7 protein-coding genes are annotated in these 7086 nt (G+C 51.6%); all 7 read left to right on the top strand.

Annotated features, from left to right (window positions below):
• The coding region (locus BM395_RS23045) for a Mu transposase C-terminal domain-containing protein (RefSeq protein WP_342029838.1) at positions 1-1748 on the top strand (1748 nt) is incomplete at its 5' end.
• On the top strand, positions 1745-2605 hold the full coding sequence (locus BM395_RS23040) for a TniB family NTP-binding protein (RefSeq protein ID WP_024075431.1): 861 nt from the start codon (positions 1745-1747) through the stop codon (positions 2603-2605). The genes BM395_RS23045 and BM395_RS23040, both read left to right, overlap by 4 nt.
• Before the next feature lie 1462 nt (positions 2606-4067).
• On the top strand, positions 4068-4226 hold the full coding sequence (locus BM395_RS23035) for a TonB-dependent receptor (protein WP_023628987.1): 159 nt from the start codon (positions 4068-4070) through the stop codon (positions 4224-4226).
• Positions 4227-4504: 278 nt separating this feature from the next.
• A complete protein-coding gene (locus BM395_RS23505) occupies positions 4505-4894 on the top strand; it encodes a PepSY-associated TM helix domain-containing protein (protein ID WP_090515957.1) in 390 nt (129 codons plus the stop codon).
• On the top strand, positions 4881-5021 hold the full coding sequence (locus BM395_RS23500; protein ID WP_196448528.1) for a PepSY domain-containing protein: 141 nt from the start codon (positions 4881-4883) through the stop codon (positions 5019-5021). The genes BM395_RS23505 and BM395_RS23500 overlap by 14 nt, the downstream gene beginning before the upstream one ends.
• Positions 5022-5032: 11 nt before the next feature.
• Complete coding sequence (locus BM395_RS23495; protein WP_196448527.1) at positions 5033-5863, top strand: PepSY-associated TM helix domain-containing protein; 831 nt, start codon at positions 5033-5035, stop codon at positions 5861-5863.
• 96 nt (positions 5864-5959) lie between these two features.
• On the top strand, positions 5960-6277 hold the full coding sequence (locus BM395_RS23020; protein WP_024075430.1) for a DUF3325 family protein: 318 nt from the start codon (positions 5960-5962) through the stop codon (positions 6275-6277).
• Positions 6278-7086: the final 809 nt, after the last annotated feature.

The following is a 7086-nucleotide window of genomic DNA, read 5'->3' as shown; positions in this document are numbered from 1 at the left end:
TTAGTGACAAAACGATAAGGGTAACAATTGTCGACTCTGGTGAAGTAATACTGGTGTCGGCGCGCGACATTCAGCGAATCCCTAGTGTTACGGCAATTAATGGTAGTGATCATGGGGAGGGTTTGAATGTCAATGATTACACCGTTGATCAACTTTCATTGGCAGCTGAGCGTTTTGAAATTATCAGAAAGTGGAAGGTTGAGGGAGGGGTAGTCACTAAGTACTGTTCTTTACTGGGTGTATCAAAGAGTTACTTCTATCGTTTGGCTAAAATTTTTGACGCTGACGTAGGCCCACTATCTTTAATTGCGCAGACACGGGGTGTCAAGAAAGGCGTTACGAGACTGGATGAGTCGGTTGAGGTCATAATTTTCAAGGCTGCTAAAAAATTCAAGTCGAAAGGAGCCAGCTACAGCAAAGTGTGGAGCGAGGTGGATGTTGCATGTAAGGAGCAAGGTTTTTCATGCCCTTCCAAAGATACGGTATTGAGGCGTGTACGCTTAATCCTCTCAGAAAAAACAAGAATGAGAATTAAAGAAGGTCCTGATGCCGCGACGCAAGAATTTTCAGCTCGCCCGGGTAAAAAAAATCTTGAAAGGCCGCTGCAATGGGTACAGATGGATCACACCCTCGTCGATATAATTCTGTTGGCTGATGATCGCATAAATATTATTGGACGCCCGTGGCTGACAATTGTAATTGATGTCTATACCAGGGTTATTCTTGGTTACTATCTTAGCCTTTACGTCCCGTCTACTGTTTCAGTGGCTTGCGCTCTTAGTCATTCTGTCCTTCCTAAAGTAAACTTTTCGGCAAGTGTTGGCTTGGATCCAGAAGACTACCCCTACTATGGAAAGCCTGAAGTCCTTCATATGGACAATGCCGCAGAGTTCACCAGCCCAAAATTTAAAGTAGGGTGTGAATCTTTTGGGATTTCCCCCGAATACCGACCTGTAGGAAGAAAACATTTTGGCGGTCATGTTGAACGGCTGATAGGCACGTTCATGACTACTAAGGTGCATTTCTTGCCGGGGACTACAATGTCAAATTCTGTTGCGCGCAGAGGACTTAACAGCGAAAGAAATGCAACCATGACCTTCTCTGATTTTTTTCGCTGGTTCTCTCGCGAAGTAGTTGTCTATCACTCAACAGTTCATAGCGCATTAAAGTGTAGCCCGCGACAAGCGTGGACAAACTATTTCGCGCCCAACGGAGGGCTTCCTTACCCCCCGGCAGGCTTGAATTCCGAGCAATTAAAGATTTGGTTCATGCCTCAAGAAGACCGAAAAATTAATCCTGGTGGCATTAATTTGCATGGCCAAGTTTATTGGGATCCTATATTGGGGTCTCATGTGGGGACTAGAAATGTCATAGTCAAATATGACCCGTACGATATGAATGTTGTATGGGTGAAATTGGATGGCCAATTTTGCCCAATACACCTGTCTGACGTAACCGTTGAGGCTCCTACCTATGAGGAATATCGTGCCGGCAAGCTCTATCGTCACCCAGTCCGCATCGGAGCCATAGATAGTGATGGCGGGTTAAAAGCCTACAGAGGGAAGCAAAAAATTGAAGAGGAAAGTAAAAAGTTAACGCAGAAGGAAAGACGCCGAGAGGCCGCTGAAAAAGTCTATACTGAGGCAAATCCAAATCCTAGAAGTAGTAGCTTTAACGCTGACAGGGAACATATCAAGCCAAATTATTCAGCCTCTCCAAAAAAATTTCGACCTGGGGATGAGTCATGAGTGATGAGCACGTCCGGTCGGACATCAGAAAATATTTGTCTTCTAATATTGATACGCGAATAGCCTTAATTCATCAAGAAATATGGGTGAACAATAACTCTAGTGCAGCTGTTTTTCGCATGATGAATAATATCGCGGATGTACCAGATCGTATGAGTGCGCCTGCTTTGCTTGTGGTTGGCCCAGGTGGCTCTGGAAAGACGGCTATAATATCTAAGATTCCAAACCATGTAAAAAGGAGTGCAGGGTTGATTTTTGTCTCCTTGGCTGCATCCCCAGAAATAGATACCAAAAAAAGCCTTAAAGATGAGATAGCTTTAGCGCTCGGAATACCAGTTGGCTCTGGCTCAAGTCGCCGAAGTAGCTCTGACCTGCCAAGCGAGATTAGAGAGGTTATTAGGCTGAGGCAAATTTGGGGGCTGGTGATCGACGAGTTTCATGATGCACTGCTACGCTCGAAGCAAGAGCAGCGTTTTAACATGTCTATTCTTAAAAAGCTGCTCGGCCCTGAATATGGATTGAAACTATTTTGCTTTGGCACTGCTAGTGCGCGCAACGCACTTAAATCCAATTATGAATTTAAGAGACGTTTTCACGAAGTTGCTCTTGATGACTGGATAGAGAGTGAGGAGTTCAGGTCATTCCTCTTGGAGGTAGAGGAGTCCCTACCGCTAAAACAGCCATCACATTTGTACTCTGAGGAGATGGTAGGCACTATTTTATCTATGTCGAATGGGCGCATGGACAAAACACTCGAATTGATAAGGGCGGCTGCCTGTTATGCCATAAAAATGGGGGGGGAGAAGGTGGATGTTGATATGCTGCGGCGAGCAAACAAGAATCCTTGGGGCTATTAGTAGTGAGTTTCTCTGGCTTGCCAACACCAAGTTCTGAAGAAACACTTTCATCTTGGTTGTTTCGATGCAGCATTAATCCAAACGCCGCTGGCTTCCCTCGATTATCATCAACAGAACGCCCAGCGTATTGGTGGGAGGGTGTGGAGATCAAATATTCGGACCCAGACTCAGAATTCTTATCCGCCAGCCAGCGATTAAGTTGTGTAGCCGGGGACATTACCCCTGAACTATTACGAAATTTTTTTTGCCTTCGAGGCGATAAATTAGTCGAATGGAGGTATCGCCGTTTTTTTTGCCCTGATTGCTTACGCGATGATGTGGCGAATGGTCGTTTGCCTATATGGCGGAAGGACTGGTGTTACATTTATTCTTGTGTCTGCGCTGCCCATGATCGAGAGTTGGTGAGACTAGTTGATACACCGCGTTACTCAAGGGCATGGGATGCGTTTGTCCAAAGCTGCAATTCGATATCAAACAATGCCTCCATAGAGGAAACTCTATTCTTTCGTTTTTGCTCAAGTACCTTCACAAAGATTGAGCATGCTCTGATCAGTAGAGACAATCAACAACCTACATTGCACGATTTATTTTATAGGCTATTCAATATTTTCCTTCAATGTCCCTTTCGTGGTAGTAGAGGCGGAATCGCTAGAATCCACTTGCAAACGAGGAAAGATGCACGAGCACCCGACGCAAGCTCTTTTGAGCAGAGTATATTATTGGGGGCGTCCACGGCCGATCCATCAAGTAGATTTGGTAGTTTGGTCTTAACCGCATCACTACTGGAGATTATCCCCTACTCAAGGTTTTTGATATTTACTAAACTGTGTGAGAAAAGAAGGGGCGGGATGCTGATCCCAAGAGACCTGCATAAGGCAGCGATTTTTCCATATATCAACAGGGCAGGCTATGAAACCTTGTACCGTTTTTTAGGGGGTTTCCCTAGGAAAGATTTTCCGTTGCTAGATCGCCATCTTCAACTTCAAGAACATTCGTATGTTCAAGATGGTGTCCTTGGCAAGCGTCTATTCGGATACTCACAATGAGCTATTAAATGCGCATGCCTATCGTTGCCGGCTGGCTGCAAGGAGAAAAACTCCACATGCTAGATGCACGCAGGGCTTTTAACATTTAATTTCCTGCTAGTTAATGTAAGGATTATGCCGAGATTAAGGAAAATCAGGACATAAGACCTGTATATTATTGATATAAAGCAGTTTATATATTTGCGCCTTGCCCCTCCTGCGTCATACCTGCGAGCGTCTATGCTGATCTTTTTGCATGCTTGGGTGCTAAGCGATGGCTGCTTTGGAGAGAACGGCATACCCACGACTCCGCAGCTATTCGTTTCCTCAGAAGAGCTTGGCTGGATTTCCAGAACAGCGCAATCCTGCTCTTTCGCTTGGGCTGACGGTTCAGTTCAAGGTATTTCAATGACACCGGCGAGAGCGAGGCGACGACCTTGTTTGATGCAGCCTTCAATTACCAGATTGCCAAGGACACGGATCTGGCGGTCAATGTCAGTAATCTTTTGGATGAGCAGCATGTCGTGGGCTCCGGAACTGCGGATTACTACAATCCGGGCCGAGAACTCACCGCCAAGCTGAGCTACAGCTGGTGAGCCTGTCAGTAATGGCTCCTGTTGTGGTGGTATCTCGTGTTCTGGCCGCGATCTTCGGCTGCTATGCATTCGTCTAGGGCGTGGCGGCGCTGAATGGGGTTGGGGTCGATTACCATGCCGCCGAGCAGGCGATGATGATGCTGGCCTTCGTCCTGTATCTCGCGCTGTTTCCGCAGCCAGTCTGTGGCGGGTCTCGATGGTACTGGCGCTCGGCAGCGTCTTGATGCTGGCTGTTGCCTGGCAGCTGCAGCGCATGATCATCGGATAGGAGCAGAGCCATGCTGAACAACTTTCGCCAATCCATGGCCTGGGTACACACCTGGTTCGGTTTGGTGCTGGGCTTCGTGCTGATGGTCGTCTTCTTTTTCGGTGCACTGTCGGTGTTCGACCGCGAGATCGATCGTTGGGCGATCCCCGATACGCGCTTCGAGCCGCAGCCTATGCCGTCCTACAACAACCTGCTGAAACAGGTATTTGCCGATCTCAAACCGCATCCGGTGGATATGGCGGCAACCAAAGGGCGGGTAATCGGCGACCTGCCGGCGCCGGAAACCATGCCCATGGTCTCGCTCTATGCCTACACCACCCACCGAGATCCCGTGCTGAGCATTGGTGGCGAGTTTGGTATCCCCAACCAGCCAAAGGACCCAGCGGATGATCAATCGTAAGATCTTCAAGGAGTTTTTCACCTTCCGTCCGCGCAAGCGGACCCAGCGCAGCGCGCTGGACCTGCATAACATGACTGGCGTGGTGGCGTTGCCGTTCCACTTCTTTTTTGCCTTCACCGGTTGGTGATCTTCGCGTCGATGTACTACTTCCCGGTCTCCGGGACCTTGCTCAAACCGCTGCATAATCGGCATGAGGTGATCGAGGCGGCGCATACCGGCTTGCCCCATGATGAGGCCGGTGTGCCCGCGAAGATGGCCTCCGCCAATGCCATGGTGGCCGAGGCCAAGCGCATCTGGGCTACGCGCGATATGCCGGGAGAGGTCGGGCTGCTGACTATCGAGCATCTAAATGACGCCAACGGCTACGTCAGCATCTACCGCGCCGGCAGTGATCGTGTGGCGCTGGTCGGGGAGGGCATTCACTTCAAGGCCAGTACCGGCGAGCTACTGCGCAACGACCCGCCGAGTGACCCGGTTGGTTCCGTCAATCAATTTCTCACCGGCTTGCACCTGCAGCACTTCGAACACTGGGCGCTGCGCTGGCTGTACGTGGCGGGCGGTCTGCTCGGCTGTGTGTGCATCGCCAGCGGTTTTGTGTTCTTCGTCGAGATACGCAAGCAGGAGCACGCCCGACTCGGGCTGCAGGGCTGTCGGTTGGTTGACGCCATGGCAGTCACCACGGTTACCGGCATGCTGCTGGCAGCGGTCGCCATGCTGGCGGCCAACCGGCTGCTGCCTGAGCCCATGCCTGGCCGTGGCGAATGGGAAAAGTGGGTGTTCTGGGGTGCCTGGCTGCTGAGTTTGCTGCATGCGCTGTTGCGTAGTGCACCAGTGGCCCAGGCGCGGCACAATCCGGCCTGGCGCTGCTCTGCGTCGCTGCGGTGCTGCTCAACTGGATCACCACGGGGGACCACCTGGTCAAAAGGATGCTGCTTGAACCCTACTGGGCCGTGGCCGGCGTCGATCTGAGCCTGTTGGCCTGCGCGCTGATAGCGCTACTCACCGCGCGTCGTCTGGCAAGGCCGGTTGAGGTCGCGGACCGGACTCGCATCGGTGGGGTGGCCTATGAGTAATGCAGGTCTGTGGTTGCTGGGTGCCGCCGCCAGCATGGGCTTGGCGACCAGTTGGTTGGCGTTGTCCCTGCCGGCGCACTGGCGCCAGGTGTTCAGCGCCGACGAGGTTGCGCCGGACTATCTACGCAGCCTGGGCTGGCTGGCGCTGATGGTATCGGCTGTGTGCTGCTTCAAGGCTGACCATCCGTCGATGGCGGTGCTGGTCTGGCTCACCCTGTTGCCGGTCGCCGCCGTAGCAACGGCCATAACGCTGAGCTACCGGCTGGGGCTGCTGCGCCTGTTTTGCCCGTTATTTCTGCGCACTCGATAAGAGTGCGCGGCTTCTGTATCTGCAACATTGTGGTTGATCCGATCGTACTGCTCACCTCAAACCGGGCGAGCTTGTTCACACTGGATACGCCGACCATCCCATGTCACCTCGTTGTGGGATGCTTGCAGGATCGAGCGACGCGAACTCTTACCAACGTATTTGCGCTCTAGCGTCGGCAACAGTTGGCTGACCTCGGTTCGTTTCCGGCTAACACCCGCCCCCAACGTTTAAAGGCGCTAGACGCGATGCAGGTCGAGCCGAACGACATTCTGGCAGGAACTGTGTTGAAGTCGCAATCCGGGTTGTACCGTCCGCTTCTGGCCGTTTGCGGAAGCTAGAGGTATTTAGCCCGACAGTAGGATCACTGTTACGGTGAAAAGTGTTCGTAGGCGTCAGAGCGTCCCTTGGGCAGATCTGCCTGCTGGAGCACCCGCCGCAATCGGGAAAGAATGTTCCGTTCAATACCCTGTTCCCTGCGGCAAAATGGCCGACATCACACCTTACCATTCAGAACGGCGGTACCGAACACTTCCCATATCAAGAGCAGATGGTCGGCGTGTCGCTATCTCAGGCGCCCTCGAAGGGTTAGACATCGCATGTGCACAGGCCCTCCGGAACAGCATGGAACGCCTGCCGAAGGTCCCTTGGGGAGTAGCCTTGCCGGATCAGTGGAGGCGTGACTCTTCAAGGCTTGCGTCACGCTAAGCACGTGTCATCGTAAGCGCTCCATAAACCCCACCTGCCTATAGCCCGCAGATCAGCGGATGCTGAACTCCTGTTTTCTCTGGAGTTCATCCCATGATGCGTCC

This window comes from Pseudomonas marincola, from assembly GCF_900116605.1.
GTDB classification, from domain to species: domain Bacteria; phylum Pseudomonadota; class Gammaproteobacteria; order Pseudomonadales; family Pseudomonadaceae; genus Aquipseudomonas; species Aquipseudomonas marincola.
Note: the sequence above shows the minus strand (reverse complement) of the source record. Positions and strands in the feature narration are given on the sequence as shown.